Below are 14,209 nucleotides of genomic sequence, written 5' to 3' on the forward strand. Positions count from 1 at the left end.
ATATAAGTAGAGATACATATCTTTAAAGATCTAGTTTGAAACTAGATCTTTAAAAACTAAGGAGTTATCTATGAATGTTTGCTTTTACAAATGTAATTATGCTCTTTGATAGTTAATGTATGGAAACTGAGGGAGTTAGCATTTTAATTTTTTGATAATACTATCTAGCTTTTTACTATCTCCATCTTTTAGATCTTCTAAAGCTTCTATAGCTGGAGCAAAATCTTCCATTTCATCAAGATAATTTTCTAAAGCATTACGTAAAATTTCAGCTTTTTTCTTTTTAGAAAATTTTGCAGTTTGACTTAAGCGTTCGTAAAGTTCTTCTGAAAGGGTTAAGGTGTATCTTTTATTCATTGTTTAGCCTTTTATTTTAGTCTTATTGCTTCTTGGCAAGTTTTGCATTTATAGCTTGCATTGGTTGTTTGTATTTTTTGATGAATTTCATAAGGTACTTTATGGATTTTATCAGCACATGAGCAAACATACTCATAAAATTCTTGCAAATCTTCTGAAGTTGCTTCATTGTCTTTTTTATTTAATTGCGCTTGGTGCCATTTTTCTATTTTCATATCTTCTCTTAAGATATGTTCTAATAGCCATTTTGACGCAATTATATTGAGTTTTTCTTTTAAATCATTGGTACTTTTTATATTTTGAATTAAATCTATCATAGATTGAATAATGCTTTTGTGAATTTTTTGATGATTAGCAAGTTCAGGATAACCTATTTTTGCCATATATTTTTCTTCTTCGGCAAAATGTTCTTTCATATAGTTAAAAAAATCTGCAAGTAAAAATTTGATTTGTCCTTTATGAACGGGTTTATCTGAAATCATCTCAACATTAGCAGCAAGTTCGAAAAGTTTTTTGTGCTGTTTATCGATTTCATCATTGTGAATACTGTATTTATCACACCATTTTGGTAGCATATTAACTCCTTGTTTATATTTGGCAGAGTTTTGCAGGCATTATAATTTACAATATTTTAAACTATGATTAATTTTTGTTAAATTTCAGTTTTTTCTTTGCATAAAATTAAATTAGCAGAGCATTCTTTGCATTTAAATTGTACTTTAGAATATTGCATTTTTAAATGAATATCATAAGGGACTTTGTGGGTTTTTCCTTCACACTGACATTGATATAAAAATTTTTTTGGTTTTGGTTTTTCTTCTTCGAAGGTGTCTGAAGAATTCTTTGCTTGTGTGCTTTGTCTCCAGTGTTCTATCATCATATCATGCTGAATGATGTGTTCTATAAGCCATGAATTAACCACTATATATAATTTTTCTTTTAAATCATTAGTGCTTTTTATGCTTTGTATGAGTTTTATCATAGATTTTGTAATTTGTTTATGCATAAGTTTGTGTTGGTTTAAATAAGGATAATTAATCTCAGCCATATAGTTTTCTTCATCTTGAAAATGAATTTTAATATAGTTGAAAAATTCAGCGATAAGTTTTTTAAGTTCTACTTGGTAGATTGGTCTATCAGAAATTTCTTCAACTCTAGCAGCAAGCTCGAAGAGTTTTTGGTGCTGGGCATCGATTTTTGCATTATTAATACTGTATTTTTGATCCCATTCAGGTAGCATAACAAATCCTAAGTACAAATTATAAAACGGTTAATATTTTATAAATATTTGGCTTTAACTCTGCTAAATTCACATTTAATTTACACAAAAAAAATATAATGTTTTAAGTAAAATATAATAAAAAGGTTAAAAATGGCCACACAAATTCTTTTGTTAGAAGATGATATTAATTTAGGGGAAATTGTTAGTGAATTTTTAGAAGAAGAAGGTTTTGTAGTTACTTTAGTGGATAATGCTCAAGATGCACAAGATAAAGCTTATGAGAAAAATTTTGATTTATGGATTTTAGATGTAAAAGTTCCACAAGGTGATGGTTTTAGTGTGCTTAAAAATTTAAGAGAGGCAGGTAAATACACACCGGCTATTTTTATGACTTCATTAAATACTACTATGGATTTACAAAAGGGATTTGAAAGTGGTTGTGATGATTATATTAAAAAGCCTTTTGAATTGCAGGAGTTAAAAATAAGAATTAATGCTATTTTAAAGCGTTCTTTTGCTCATAAAAATGAAGATTATGAAGACTTGGGAAATGGTTTTAAATTTGCTTTTGTTTCACAAACTTTATACCAAGATGACAAGCCTTTAACCCTGCCTTTAAAAGAATTAAAGCTTTTATCTTTACTTTTAAAAAACAAAGGTAAATTTATAGATACTGCTTGCATTTTTGAAGAAATTTGGGAGTATGATCAAGAGCCAAGTGAGCTTAGCTTAAGAGCTTATGTAAAAAATTTACGAAAAATTTTAGGTAAAGATAGTATTGTTAATCAAAGAGGAAGAGGGTATTGTTATGTATGAAGCCAAGCGTGTTGCATGGCAGATTCTTTCTTTATATTTGGTAAGTATAGGAAGTGTTCTTATAGTGCTTTTTGGTGTATGGTATGCAAAGTTAATAGAAGAATTAGTAACTGAGTATAGTATAAAATTAAGGCAAGAGCACCGTTTTGTAATTTTACAAATGGAAAAATTACGTTTTGAGCCTATAGAAAAAGGTGCTAGAAAAATTGCTCAAATTTCTAATATAAAATTTGCAATATTTGATAGAACAAAAGTTTATTTTTCTAACCTAGATTTGCCCGCTCAAACAACTTTTTTTAAACTTAATAATGCAAATATTTATAATAATGATACTTTAATTTATGTAGCTGATGTGAATTTAAATAATTTATTGCTTGCAAACGCGCAAAGTCAAAATGCTTTAGAAGTTTTAGGCGATGTTAATCGTTTGAGGGTTTTAGTACAAGGTGATGATATTTCTAAAGAGCTTGGATTTATAAGGTTTAAAGTAGCTTTGGCTATGGTTTTTTCTTTGATTTTTGTAAGTATAATGGGGTATTTAATCCTTAAATTTGCACTCAAGCCTTTAGAAATGAGGATAAGATTTTTAAATAATTTTATAAAAGATACTACTCATGAGATTAATACGCCAATTAGTGCGATATTAATGAGTGTAGAGAGTTTGGAAAGAAAAAAGAATTTTGAAGAAATTAAGGCTTTAAAGCGTGTAAAAATAGCTGCTTTGACTTTGAGTCATTTGTATTCAGATTTAACTTTTTTAAATTTTTCTCAAGCTTATGAAGCTAAAAAGAATTGGATATTTTTAAAAGATTTGATTAAAGAAAGAATGGAGTACTTTAAAATATTTTTAGAGCAAAAAAATATCGACTTAGAGCTTAGTTTGGAAGATGATGGAAAAATTTATGCTAATAAAGAGCAATTTTTTAAAATGTTTGATAATCTTGTTAATAATGCTATAAAATATAATGTAAAAAATGGACATATTAAAATAACACTTTTAGAGCAAAAACTTATAATAGCAGATAGTGGCTGTGGTATAGCAAAAGAAAATTTGGCTAATATTTTTGAACGTTATTCAAGGTTTAATGAAAATCAAGGTGGTTTTGGTATAGGGCTTTCTTTGGTAGATAAAATTTGTAAAGAGCATAATATAAAAATAAAAGTAGAAAGTGAGCTAAATAAAGGAACAAAATTTATTTTAACTTGGAAAAATTAAAATTATTTATTGCTCATTTTGGCCTTTTCTTTAGCATTTATAAGCGTTGTGATAAATTCATTTAAATTTTTAGTATCGTTTTGATTTAGAGTTTGTGGGGTGTGATTTAACATTTGAGTGATTAAAACTTCGTTGCTTAAGTCATTATCTCCAAATTCTCTAGCCTTTTGTAAAATTTTTAAAGCAAGTAAATTTTTTACTTCATACATTTTAATCCTTTAAATAAATCACGCTAGCAATGCGCTTTGGAGTTTGATTTTTTCTATAAGAAAAAAATCTCTCATCATCAAAAGTGCAAAGATTGATATCAAAAATATCATTAATACCTAATTCTTTTGCTTGAAATTTAACTAATGCTTTTAAATCAAGCTTATTTTCATGTAAAAAAGGTGCAAAATTTCCTTTGCTATAATTTAAAATCTCGCCATTAATTTCATAATTTTTAGCACAAATTCCTGCTGAAATGATGAGTTTTAAATTCTTTGTTTGAGTGTTAAAGCTTTTTTGCATTTTTAAAACAGCTTCTTTTAAGATATTTTCAAAACAACCTTTTCTACCTGAATGCAAAGCTGCTACGGCTTTATTTTCATCATCATATAAAAGCAAAGGCAAGCAATCAGCACTTAAAATACACAAAGCTATATTTTTTTCATTGCTAATTATCCCATCAGCGTTAAAATGAAAATCTTTATTATAATGAGTGATGATATTAGAATGAATTTGATTTAAAAATATACACTTTTTTATTGAATTTTCCCAAGGAAAAATATTATCATGAATTTTTGCTCTAAAAATATTATAATCTTGATCAAAGGCTACAAAAGCTTTTGCAAAATCATTTTCTAATAAAGTGATGTAATTTTGTCTATTTGTTGCCATGAGATTTCTTTTTTATAATTTAATTGTCTGTGTATATATCTTGCCAAAAGATCGCTTTCTATATTCACGCGTCTTCCTATGGTATAGTTTTTAAACAAGGTTTCATTAAAGGTTATGGGAATGATAGTTAAACGAATACCATCTTTTAAAACTTCATTGATAGTCAAGCTCACCCCATCTATGGCTACACTTGCTTTATTTGCCATATAAATTTGTATATCATCAGGACATTTAATATAAAAATCAACCCCGTTTTCCTTTTTAGAAATATTAGTAATTTCACCTATACCATCAATATGTCCTTGCATTAAATGTCCATCTATTTTATCACCATAAGCTAGCGCAGGTTCAATATGTACATAATCTTTTAAATTTTCAATAGCTATGTGAGTTCTTGTTTCATAAGAAAGCTCAAGATTAAAACCATCATCAAAAAGTTTTGTTACGCTTAAACACGCACCATTGACAGCAATACTATCACCTAGCTTTGGTTTGTAGTTTGCTTTTAATCTTAAAGTGTTGTTTTGATATGATTTGACAAAGGCTAATTCGCGGATTAATCCATTAAACATTCAATACCTTTAATTTTTATGAGATTTTATCTAAAACTTTTAAATTTCAAAAAGTATTTTTAGTGTTTTATTTTAAAAAATATTATATAATTTTTGCCTTTTTATAAAAATGAGGTCAAAATATGTATGATATAATCGTAATAGGTGGTGGGCATGCTGGAGTTGAAGCTAGTGCCGGGGCTGCTAGAATGGGTAAAAAAACTTTACTTTTAACTACTTTAATTGAGCAAATTGGTGCTGCAAGTTGTAATCCTGCTATAGGTGGTTTAGCAAAAGGACATTTGGTAAAAGAGCTTGATGCTATGGGTGGACTTATGGGGCAAATTACCGATGAGGCTGGAATTCAATTTAGAATTTTAAATGAAAGTAAAGGTGTTGCAGTGCGCGGAAGTAGAGCGCAAATTGATATGGATGCTTATAGAATTTGTGCTAGAAATAAGCTTTTAAAACTTGAAAATTTAGAAATTTCTCAAGAGCAAGCTTTGTCTTTGCTTATAGAAAATGATGAAGTTAAGGGCGTTAAAACTAATTTAGAAAATACATATTTTGCCAAAAAAATCATACTTACAACAGGAACTTTTTTAAATGGACTTATCCATATAGGCGAAACCAAGCTTCAAGCAGGTAGGGTAGGTGAGCTTGCGTCTGTAAATTTGGGAGATTACTTAAAACAAAGTGGTTTAAAAGTAGGAAGATTAAAAACAGGAACTTGCCCAAGGGTTGATGCTAAAAGTATTGATTTTAGTGTTTTAGAAATTCAACCTGGAGATGAAAACCCTAAAGCTTTTAGTTTTAAAACGAAAAATTTCAAGCCTAATCAACTTCCATGTTATATAGCAAGAACAAATTTAAAAACACATGAGATTATAAAAAGTAATTTTTACCGTGCTCCGCTTTTTACAGGGCAAATTGAAGGTATAGGACCAAGATATTGTCCTTCTATAGAAGATAAGATTAATCGTTTTGGTGATAAAGAAAGTCATCATTTATTTATAGAGCCACAAACTAAAGATGCGACTGAATATTATATCAATGGCTTTTCCACCTCGCTTCCTTATGAAGTGCAAATTGCGATGTTAAGAAGTATAAAAGGTTTTGAAAATGCTAAAATCACGCGTTTTGGTTATGCTATAGAGTATGATTACATTGATCCAACAGAATTAAAACATACTTTAGAAACTAAAAAGATTAAAAATTTATATTGTGCGGGGCAAATTAATGGAACTACTGGTTATGAAGAAGCAGCTGCACAAGGTTTTATGGCAGGAGTGAATGCGGTTTTAGCAATTGATGAAAAAGAGCCTTTTGTGTTAAGGCGCGATGAGGCTTATATAGGGGTGTTGATTGATGATTTAGTGATGAAAGGCACCAAAGAGCCTTATAGAATGTTTACTTCAAGAGCTGAGTATAGACTGCTCTTAAGAGAAGAAAATGCTATTTTAAGACTTGGAGGGTATGGATATAATTTTAAACTTTTAAATCAAGAAGATTATACATATATTGATAATATAAAACAAAATGTTGATAAAGGACTTGAGTTTTTACTTCAAACTACATGGACACCAAGTAAGCAAAATAATGAATTTTTACAAAGTATTGAAGAAGAAAAAATCACTTCAATAGTGAGCTTACAAAAAATTGTTGCAAGAGCTAGTTTTAATATAGAAAAATTAAAAGCTTTAGATGAACTGTTTAAAAATATGGATGAGTATTCTTTAAATGAAATTTTAAATGAAGCAAAGTATTATCATTATATAGCAATGCAAAAAGCACAAATTGAAAAAATGAAAAATTTAAATGATTTGAAAATCCCTGAAAATTTTGACTTTAAAAGTGTGAGTGGATTGAGCAATGAAGTAGTAGAAAAACTGCAAAAATTTAATCCACCAACTATTTTTGCTGCTTCGCAAATTAGCGGTATTACTCCTGCTGCTTTGGATATTTTGCATATTTATATCAAAATGAAAAAATAAACTAATTTATATAGTATCTATTGCCCTAAATAAAATAGATACTATCTTTTTTAAACAAATATTTTTATATCTTAAACAAGGCTTTTTGTATCAAAGAAAAAATTTATCATTTTTTAGATAAACTGCTATGCTTTACATACAAATCAAAACAAAGGAAGTAAAATGGCTACATCTGAAAGTAGACGAAGCTTTATGGGCTTTGCCTTTGGAACAGTAGCTGCTGTGGGTGGTGCTTTTTCATTAGTTGCAATGAAAAAAACATGGGATCCGCTCCCAAGTGTAAAAGCAGCAGGTATTACTACTGTAGATCTTTCTGGTATGAAAGAGGGCGAGCTAAGAACAATTGAATGGCGTAAAAAGCCTATATTTATCTTAAAAAAAGATGCAGATATGGCAAAAGATAGCAATAGAGATGTTGTTGTAGGTGATGTTGCTTATACTGTAGTTATTGGTCTTTGTACGCATTTAGGCTGTATTCCAGCTTACGCTCCAAGTGAAAAATTATTTAAGTGTGCTTGCCATGGTGGCGAATTTGACACTAGTGGTAAAAATGTATTTGGTCCTCCTCCAAGACCTTTGGACATTCCTCCTTTTAGAATTGATGGAACAAAATTAGTATTAGGCGAAGAAGGTCCAGAATATAAAAAAATGATCGCGGAGGCTTAATATGGCACATATAAAAAAAGCAAATGGTATTGTAGATTGGCTTGATCAAAGATTAGCTGTAAATAAGCTTTTTAATGTTTTAATGGCTCAATATTGGATACCAAAACAAATTAACTTCTTATGGGCAATGGGTGTTATTTTAACTACTCTTTTTGCTATTTTATTTATTTCAGGTTTATTTTTAGTAATGTATTATAAGCCAGATGTGGCTTTAGCTTTTGATAGTGTAAATAAAACTATCATGCAAGAAGTAGAGTATGGTTGGCTTTGGCGTCATATGCACGGTGTGGCTGCTTCGGTTGTATTTTTAATCATATATATTCACATGCTAACAGGAATTTATTATGGCTCTTATAAAAAGGGTCGTGAGATGATTTGGATTAGTGGTATGCTTTTGTTTGTTGTATTTTCAGCAGAAGCATTTAGTGGGTATATGCTACCTTGGGGACAAATGAGCTTTTGGGCTGCTCAAGTTATTACTCAGCTTTTTGGTGGAATTCCTTTTATAGGTGATGCATTGGTTATTTGGATAAGAGGAGATTTTGCAGTTTCTGATCCAACTTTAACTAGATTTTTTATGCTACATGTATGTTTATTGCCTATTGTAATTTTGGCAATTATTGCATTCCACTTTTATTCTTTAAGAATTCCTCATGTAAACAATGAAATCTCAGAAGAAATTGATTTTGATTTAGAAGCTGAAAAATATTTAGCAGGTGATACAAAAGGCTCTAAAGTTATTCCTTTTTGGCCAGGATTTTTAGCTAAAGATTTTATGTATATTGCTTTATTTATGATTTTCTTCTTTTACTTGGTATGTTTTAAATTTAATTTTGCAATGGATCCAATCAATTTTGACCCAGCAAATTCTTTAAAAACACCTCCTCATATTTATCCTGAGTGGTATTTCTTATGGAGTTATGAAGTTTTAAGAGGATTTTTCTTTGATGTTGGAAGCATTAAGGCTTTTGATATAGGACTTGCAGCATTTGGTATAGCACAAATTATTTTCTTCTTATTACCTTGGCTTGATAGAAGTGATGTTGTAAAACCAGCACATGAAAGACCGATGTTTTTTGTATGGTTTTGGGTATTATTGATAGATTTAATTGTACTAACAGTTTATGGAAAACTTCCTCCAACAGGAATTAACGCTTGGATAGGATTTTATGCTTCTATGGTGTTTTTACTATTATTGTTAGTGGTCTTACCAATTATTACTATCATGGAAAGAAAAAGGGGCTAATAATGAGAGAATTAAAAATATTTTTTGTAGTTGTCTTTTTCACAGGTTTAGTTTATTGGGGGGTTGAGCCTTATGCACATTCAGTGATGAATCCTCCTTCAACTCCGGTTAATTTTGACTTTGCAAAAGCTGATGTAGAATTTACCAAAGGCGAAGTTGCTTTAAAAGAAAAAGCAGCAATGGATGCTAATGCTTCAGGAAGCGAAAAAGCTATAGCTAATGCTCAAAAAGCATTAGAGCTTGCAAAAAGCCAAGAAGAAGCTACTAAGCAATTATGGGAAAAAATCGCAAAAATCGATTTTAGCAAAGGTAATGCACAAAAAGGAAAAGAGCTTTTTGAAGGAAATTGTATTGCATGTCATGGTGTAAAAGCTACTGGAATTCCTGCTACTATCACAGATTCTTCTTTAGGTGTAACACCTCCTGATTTAAGTGATGCTGGTGCTATTTATGATGAGAAATTTTTAACCGCACTTATCATTGATCCGGTTAAAGCTTTGCAAATTTCACATAAATTTAATGATGAAAATCCATTCTTAATGCCTGCTTATCCTTTAAGTGGTGATGAAGCACAAGATAATCAAGATTTAGCAGACTTAATTGCATTCTTTAAAAATACAGCTAGTGAATATGAAAAAGAATTTGATGCAAAATTAAAAGCTGATTTAGAAGAAAAATATGCTAAAAATCAAGAGCTTTCAGAGCAAGCAAAAACAGCTTTAATTGCAAAAGAATTTGATTTTGCTAAAAATAAACATACGTTTGAAAATGCTTGCGGAAGATGTCATGATGTAAAATATGATGGCTTTATTTCAAGCTCAAATATGAGTGATTTAAAAAATTATCTTGGTATGACGCCTCCAGATTTATCTATGATGATTCGTTCTAAAGGTGCGCATTATCTTGAAATTTTCATTAACGAACCTCAAAAGAAAATTCACGGTACTGCTATGCCAAGAGTTGGCTTAAATGAAAAAGCACAAACTCAAGTTATTAATTATCTTGAAAAAGTTGGTGATAGCAAAAAAGAAGAAAGAGAGCAAACAGGAATTTATATTATGATATTCTTTGCTATCTTAAGTATTTTTGCTATAGGTTGGAAAAGATCAGTTTGGTCTAAACTGCACTAATTTACCCAAAGAACGCCACAAGGCGTTCTTTTTCTTCAATAATAAGCTAAATATAAAATAAAATTTGATATAATATTTCTTCATTTCACACGCATTAATTTCCTTATTAGGTTGCTTATGGGTTAAAGAATGCGGAGGAATAAACCTAATTATTTTATTTCAAGGAGAATTTCATGGTAAGCATGAGAGATTTATTAGAGTGCGGTGTGCACTTTGGACACCAAACAAGAAGATGGAATCCAAAAATGAAAAAATTTATTTTTGGTGAAAGAAAAGGTATTTATGTAATTGATTTACAAAAAACACTTAGATACTTTAGATATACATATAATATCGTTCGTGATGCTGCTGCAGAAGGTAAAACAATTTTATTTGTTGGTACTAAAAAACAAGCAGGTGGAGCGATTAAAGAATATGCTGAAAAATGCGGTATGCCTTATGTAAATCACAGATGGCTTGGTGGTATGATGACTAACTTTGGAACTATCCGCCAATCAATTAGAAAATTAGAAGTTATAGAAAAAATGGAAGAAGATGGAAGCATTAAGCTTTTAACTAAAAAAGAAGCATTAATGCTTACTAGAAAAAAAGAAAAGTTGTTAGCATATCTTGGTGGTATTAGATATATGAAAACTCAACCTGATATGATTTTTGTTATTGATACTGTTAAAGAAAAAATTGCAGTACAAGAAGCTAATAGATTAAAAATCCCTGTAGTTGCTCCGCTAGATACAAACTGTGATCCTGACTTAGTTGATTTCCCAATTCCAGGAAATGATGATGCAATTCGTTCAGTTCAACTTTTCTGCCAAGAAATGGCTGAAGCCATCAATGAAGGTAAAGCATTAAGAGAGCAAGATGGTGAAGCAAATGAAGAACAACCAATCTCTGAAGAAGAAAAAAAAGAAGTTTTAGAAGAAGCTATGAGTGAAGAAGATTTTGAAGGAGATAAAGAATAATGGCTGAAATCACTGCACAAATGGTAAAAGAACTGCGCGAAAGTACTGGCGCAGGTATGATGGATTGTAAAAATGCTCTAAAAGACACAGATGGTGATTTTGAAAAAGCAGTGCAACTTTTAAGAGAAAAAGGACTTGGAAAAGCTGATAAAAAAGCTGATCGTTTAGCTGCTGAAGGTTTAGTAAGTGTAAAAGTAAGTGATGATTTTAAATGTGCAACTGTAAGTGAAATTAATTCAGAAACTGATTTTGTTGCTAAAAATGAACAATTTATTGCTTTAACAAAAGATACAACAGCGCATATTCAAGCTAAAAGTCTTCAAAATGTTGAAGAATTACATTCAAGCGAGATTAATGGTGTTAAATTTGAAGAGTATTTAAAAAGCCAAATTGCAACTATTGGTGAAAATTTAGTTGTTAGAAGATTTGCTACTTTAAAAGCAGGTGCTAATGGCATAGTAAATGGCTATATTCATACTAATGGTCGTGTTGGTGTGGTTATTGCTGCAGCTTGCGATAGCGAAGCTACAGCTAGCAAGTGTGGAGAATTTTTAAAGCATATTTGTATGCATATTGCTGCAATGAAACCAAGTTATTTATCTTATGAAGAACTTGATATGGATTTTGTAGAAAATGAATACAAAGCTTTAGTTGCTGAGTTAGAAAAAGAGAACGAAGAAAGAAGAAGACTAAAAGATCCTAATAAACCAGAGCATAAAATTCCAAAATATGCAAGTAGAAAACAATTAACTCAAGAGGTAATTCAAGCAGCTGAAGAAGCTATTAAAGCTGAGCTTCAAGCACAAGGAAAACCAGAAAAAATTTGGCCTAATATTATCCCAGGTAAGTTAAATAGCTTTATTGCGGATAATTCTCAACTTGACAGCAGACTTACTTTAATGGGTCAGTTTTATGTAATGGATGATAAAAAAACTATCGAGCAAGTAATTGCTGATAAAGAAAAAGAGCTAGGTGGAACTATTAAAATAGTTGAATTTATTCGCTTTGAAGTAGGTGAAGGCCTAGAAAAGAAAACCGAAGATTTTGCTGCTGAAGTTGCTGCGCAAATTGGTTAAAAATGGAACTTTTAAAAGCGGAAAATTTAAGCCATAGTTTTGATATTCCGCTTTTTGAAAATTTAAATTTTGCTGTAAATGCAAAAGATTGTATTGCAATATGCGGAAGTAGTGGATGTGGTAAATCCACTCTTTTGCATATTTTATCTACCTTATTAAAACCTCAATCAGGAAAAGTTTTTTATAATAATCAAGATTTATACGGTTTAAATGATGATGCTTTGCTAGAAATTCGTAGAAAAGATTTTGGAATTATTTTTCAAATGCATTATTTGTTTAAAGGTTTTTTGGCTTTTGAAAATATAGAACTTGCGAGTGTTTTAAGCGGACAGAATATTGATTATGAATTATTAAAAAAACTTGATATTGCAGATTTAATGAATCAAAAAATCACAAAGCTAAGTGGTGGACAGCAGCAAAGAATAAGCATAGCTAGGGTTTTAAGTAAAAGGCCAAAGATTATTTTTGCTGATGAAGCTACCGGAAATTTAGATTTTAAAAATGCTTTAAATGTAATGGATATTTTGATTGATTATATCAAGAAAAATAACGCAGCTTTGATTTTTGTTACGCACGATCAAGAGCTTGCTAAAAAATGTGACAAGGTTTTTCACTTAAACAATCATGGAATTTGTTAAATATTTAGGCGATGAAAATGTAGTTATTTTCATGCTTTTGTTTGCTAGAATGAGCGGGTTATTAGTTTTTTTCCCTTTTTTTTCTCACAATAGCATACCTTTGGTGGTAAAAACTACCTTAGCTTTATTTTTAACAATGTTTTTATATCCCTTAGCAAAGCTTGAGGGTAATACACCTGATTCTTTTTTTATTTTATATCTTTTAAGTGAAGTACTTTTTGGTATGATGGCAGGGTTGATTTTGCAAATGACTTTTGCTATTTTGCAAATGGCAGGTGAGCAGGTTTCTTTTACCATGGGATTTTCTATGGCTAGTGTTATGGATCCTACAACTGGCACAAACACACCTGTAATCTCACAAGTTTTAAATTTATTGGCTTTGCTTGTATTTTTGGCCTTTGATGGACATCATTTAGTTTTGCTTTTTATATCTAATTCATTAGAATATATTAGTTTAGGTGGGTTTTATCCGCATGAAAATTTAATGCTTTATTTAAATAAAGCCATGGTAAATATTTTTGTACTTGGTTTTTCTATGGCTTTTCCAGTTTTGGCTATATCTTTATTATCAGATGTGATTTTTGGTATGCTTATGAAAACTATGCCACAATTTAATCTTTTAGTGGTGGGGTATCCTATTAAGATATTCTTATCTTTTGCGGTGCTTATTGCTATTTTGCTTATTATGATGCAGTATTTTAAAAATTTAACAATGAAAAGTTTTGAGCATATGGAATTATTATTTTTTAATATATAAGCAATAAATAATTAAAAATGTTTTAAAATAAGATATTTCTTTAATTTTGGGAGATGACAGATGAAGGTTTTGCTGATAAATTCTAATACGGCTGTTTCAAAGCTAATCAGTTTAGGTGTTCAAAAATTAGGTTATGATTTTGAAGAAATTACAAATACTGAGGAGCTTGGAGAATTTTATGATGTTATTATCATAGATCATGATATTGAAGCTAATTTAGATGATTTAAAAAGCAAATGTAATAGATTGATTTGTTTATTACCTAAAAACCAAGAGCAAGTAGAAGGCGTAGAATGTTTATATAAACCTTTTTTGCCAACTGACTTTATAGAGCTTTTGGGTGGTGAAAAAACTTTAAATGAAGATAAAAATAATACTTTAAAAGAAGATGAATTAAATTTTGACGATGATGTTTTAATTGGCAAAGATACACCTTTGGATGGAAATGAACTTTTAGCTGGTATTGACTTGTCTGAGCATGAAGAGAGTTTAAGTGAAGATGATTTAAGTTTGCAAGAAGAATTTTTTGAAGAGAATTTAGATGATGAATTAAAAGTTGACAATATACCTGAAACAACAGATGTATTAGTAGATGAAAAAAAAGATGAAGATGATTTGGCATTGCTAGATGATTTACATGAAGAAAATATAGAAGAAAATATAGAAGAAAATATAGAAGAAAATATAGAAGAAAATATAGAA

At 29.9% G+C, this 14,209-nt stretch carries 16 protein-coding genes and 1 pseudogene; 11 read left to right on the forward strand and 6 right to left on the reverse strand.

All coding sequences use genetic code 11. The features are described from left to right. Window positions 1-135: 135 nt before the first annotated feature. The 3 genes from L8V88_RS07685 to L8V88_RS07695 form a co-directional block, all read right to left on the reverse strand. Window positions 136-357 carry a ribbon-helix-helix protein, CopG family gene (locus tag L8V88_RS07685; RefSeq protein ID WP_087684945.1) on the reverse strand — a complete coding sequence of 74 codons (222 nt, stop codon included), beginning with the start codon at window positions 355-357 and terminating at the stop codon, window positions 136-138. A gap of 11 nt (window positions 358-368) precedes the next feature. Continuing rightward, window positions 369-932, reverse strand: coding sequence for a bacteriohemerythrin (locus L8V88_RS07690; RefSeq protein WP_263727433.1), 564 nt, complete (start codon window positions 930-932; stop codon window positions 369-371). Window positions 933-1,009: 77 nt separating this feature from the next. Then, window positions 1,010-1,597: a bacteriohemerythrin gene (locus tag L8V88_RS07695; RefSeq protein WP_263723945.1), complete on the reverse strand. Its 588-nt coding sequence runs from the start codon at window positions 1,595-1,597 to the stop codon at window positions 1,010-1,012. A 132-nt stretch (window positions 1,598-1,729) separates the two neighbouring features. Here L8V88_RS07695 and L8V88_RS07700 point away from each other — a divergent pair, with 132 nt between their 5' ends. Beyond that, window positions 1,730-2,395, forward strand: coding sequence for a response regulator transcription factor (locus L8V88_RS07700; RefSeq protein ID WP_047208461.1), 666 nt, complete (start codon window positions 1,730-1,732; stop codon window positions 2,393-2,395). Next, a complete protein-coding gene (locus L8V88_RS07705; RefSeq protein WP_263727434.1) occupies window positions 2,358-3,611 on the forward strand; it encodes a sensor histidine kinase in 1,254 nt (417 codons plus the stop codon). Before L8V88_RS07700 ends, L8V88_RS07705 begins: the two co-directional genes overlap by 38 nt. 2 nt (window positions 3,612-3,613) lie before the next feature. On the opposite strand, the gene L8V88_RS07710 is transcribed toward L8V88_RS07705, so the two are convergent. The 3 genes from L8V88_RS07710 to ribE are packed head-to-tail and all read right to left on the reverse strand — an operon-like array spanning window position 3,614 to window position 5,062. Beyond that, complete coding sequence (locus L8V88_RS07710; protein WP_039618783.1) at window positions 3,614-3,820, reverse strand: hypothetical protein; 207 nt, start codon at window positions 3,818-3,820, stop codon at window positions 3,614-3,616. Window position 3,821: 1 nt separating this feature from the next. Then, window positions 3,822-4,490, reverse strand: coding sequence for a peptidoglycan editing factor PgeF (gene pgeF / locus L8V88_RS07715; protein ID WP_263727435.1), 669 nt, complete (start codon window positions 4,488-4,490; stop codon window positions 3,822-3,824). Further along, window positions 4,454-5,062, reverse strand: a complete 609-nt coding sequence (ribE, locus tag L8V88_RS07720; protein WP_263727436.1) for a riboflavin synthase — start codon at window positions 5,060-5,062, stop codon at window positions 4,454-4,456. The genes pgeF and ribE overlap by 37 nt, the downstream gene beginning before the upstream one ends. Window positions 5,063-5,184: 122 nt before the next feature. On the opposite strand from ribE, the gene mnmG reads away from it, so the two are divergent. The 9 genes and pseudogenes from mnmG to L8V88_RS07765 form a co-directional block, all read left to right on the forward strand. Then, window positions 5,185-7,035 (forward strand): tRNA uridine-5-carboxymethylaminomethyl(34) synthesis enzyme MnmG, encoded by a 1,851-nt coding sequence (gene mnmG, locus L8V88_RS07725; protein ID WP_263727437.1) that lies wholly within the window; start codon window positions 5,185-5,187, stop codon window positions 7,033-7,035. A 162-nt stretch (window positions 7,036-7,197) separates the two neighbouring features. Continuing rightward, window positions 7,198-7,701, forward strand: coding sequence for a ubiquinol cytochrome c oxidoreductase, 2Fe-2S subunit (locus tag L8V88_RS07730; protein ID WP_039618773.1), 504 nt, complete (start codon window positions 7,198-7,200; stop codon window positions 7,699-7,701). Between the two features lies 1 nt (window position 7,702). Next, the gene (locus L8V88_RS07735) at window positions 7,703-8,947 is read left to right on the forward strand and encodes a cytochrome b (RefSeq protein WP_263727438.1); all 1,245 of its coding nucleotides are present in this window, start codon (window positions 7,703-7,705) and stop codon (window positions 8,945-8,947) included. Window positions 8,948-8,949: 2 nt separating this feature from the next. After that, the gene (locus L8V88_RS07740; RefSeq protein ID WP_263727439.1) at window positions 8,950-10,077 is read left to right on the forward strand and encodes a c-type cytochrome; all 1,128 of its coding nucleotides are present in this window, start codon (window positions 8,950-8,952) and stop codon (window positions 10,075-10,077) included. A gap of 173 nt (window positions 10,078-10,250) precedes the next feature. Then, complete coding sequence (gene rpsB, locus L8V88_RS07745; protein ID WP_012661799.1) at window positions 10,251-11,036, forward strand: 30S ribosomal protein S2; 786 nt, start codon at window positions 10,251-10,253, stop codon at window positions 11,034-11,036. Then, complete coding sequence (gene tsf / locus L8V88_RS07750; RefSeq protein WP_039626638.1) at window positions 11,036-12,112, forward strand: translation elongation factor Ts; 1,077 nt, start codon at window positions 11,036-11,038, stop codon at window positions 12,110-12,112. The genes rpsB and tsf overlap by 1 nt, the downstream gene beginning before the upstream one ends. Before the next feature lie 2 nt (window positions 12,113-12,114). Next, a complete protein-coding gene (locus L8V88_RS07755) occupies window positions 12,115-12,750 on the forward strand; it encodes an ABC transporter ATP-binding protein (protein ID WP_263727440.1) in 636 nt (211 codons plus the stop codon). Further along, complete coding sequence (gene fliR, locus L8V88_RS07760; protein ID WP_263723951.1) at window positions 12,737-13,507, forward strand: flagellar biosynthetic protein FliR; 771 nt, start codon at window positions 12,737-12,739, stop codon at window positions 13,505-13,507. Before L8V88_RS07755 ends, fliR begins: the two co-directional genes overlap by 14 nt. A gap of 60 nt (window positions 13,508-13,567) precedes the next feature. Next, window positions 13,568-14,209: pseudogene (locus tag L8V88_RS07765) on the forward strand (hypothetical protein); the annotation flags it as partial.

It is taken from the genome of Campylobacter sp. IFREMER_LSEM_CL2101 (assembly GCF_025771825.1).
Classification (GTDB): domain Bacteria; phylum Campylobacterota; class Campylobacteria; order Campylobacterales; family Campylobacteraceae; genus Campylobacter_D; species Campylobacter_D lari_C.

Bases quoted from the DNA above. Each gene is read 5' to 3' on its own strand.
- L8V88_RS07730 (WP_039618773.1), top strand. From the start codon at position 7,198: ATGGCTACATCTGAAAGTAGACGAAGCTTTATGGGCTTTGCCTTTGGA.
- L8V88_RS07695 (WP_263723945.1), bottom strand. From the start codon at position 1,597: ATGCTACCTGAATGGGATCAAAAATACAGTATTAATAATGCAAAAATC.
- L8V88_RS07710 (WP_039618783.1), bottom strand. From the start codon at position 3,820: ATGTATGAAGTAAAAAATTTACTTGCTTTAAAAATTTTACAAAAGGCT.
- L8V88_RS07685 (WP_087684945.1), bottom strand. From the start codon at position 357: ATGAATAAAAGATACACCTTAACCCTTTCAGAAGAACTTTACGAACGC.
- L8V88_RS07735 (WP_263727438.1), top strand. From the start codon at position 7,703: ATGGCACATATAAAAAAAGCAAATGGTATTGTAGATTGGCTTGATCAA.
- tsf (WP_039626638.1), top strand. From the start codon at position 11,036: ATGGCTGAAATCACTGCACAAATGGTAAAAGAACTGCGCGAAAGTACT.
- rpsB (WP_012661799.1), top strand. From the start codon at position 10,251: ATGGTAAGCATGAGAGATTTATTAGAGTGCGGTGTGCACTTTGGACAC.
- L8V88_RS07700 (WP_047208461.1), top strand. From the start codon at position 1,730: ATGGCCACACAAATTCTTTTGTTAGAAGATGATATTAATTTAGGGGAA.
- L8V88_RS07755 (WP_263727440.1), top strand. From the start codon at position 12,115: ATGGAACTTTTAAAAGCGGAAAATTTAAGCCATAGTTTTGATATTCCG.
- L8V88_RS07740 (WP_263727439.1), top strand. From the start codon at position 8,950: ATGAGAGAATTAAAAATATTTTTTGTAGTTGTCTTTTTCACAGGTTTA.
- fliR (WP_263723951.1), top strand. From the start codon at position 12,737: ATGGAATTTGTTAAATATTTAGGCGATGAAAATGTAGTTATTTTCATG.
- pgeF (WP_263727435.1), bottom strand. From the start codon at position 4,490: ATGGCAACAAATAGACAAAATTACATCACTTTATTAGAAAATGATTTT.
- L8V88_RS07690 (WP_263727433.1), bottom strand. From the start codon at position 932: ATGCTACCAAAATGGTGTGATAAATACAGTATTCACAATGATGAAATC.
- ribE (WP_263727436.1), bottom strand. From the start codon at position 5,062: ATGTTTAATGGATTAATCCGCGAATTAGCCTTTGTCAAATCATATCAA.
- mnmG (WP_263727437.1), top strand. From the start codon at position 5,185: ATGTATGATATAATCGTAATAGGTGGTGGGCATGCTGGAGTTGAAGCT.